Genomic DNA, 238 nt, shown 5'->3' on the forward strand with positions numbered 1-238 from the left:
CCATAAAGAACTTTAGCAGATCCGGAATTATTAAATACACTTACATCCGTATAATATGCTGTGTTCTTGTAGATAGGCATTAGTTTGGTAATACCATCTTCATCAACTCCATCACCATTATTACCATTATTATCAGCATTTGCAGTAACCGTATGTGCAGATACTTCAGTATCTATTGTCTCTCCTAATTTCAAAACAGAAGATAATGCCTGTCTAGGTTCTATATTGGCACCACTTT

1 protein-coding gene is annotated in these 238 nt (G+C 34.9%); it reads right to left on the reverse strand.

Going from position 1 to position 238, the window contains the following annotated elements; all coding sequences use genetic code 11:
- A partial coding sequence (locus SB786_RS37605) for a hypothetical protein (RefSeq protein ID WP_410731762.1) occupies nucleotides 1-238 on the reverse strand: 238 nt, incomplete at both ends.

This window comes from Burkholderia sp. SIMBA_062, assembly GCF_046534765.1.
Taxonomy (GTDB): Bacteria; Pseudomonadota; Gammaproteobacteria; order Burkholderiales; family Burkholderiaceae; genus Burkholderia; species Burkholderia ambifaria.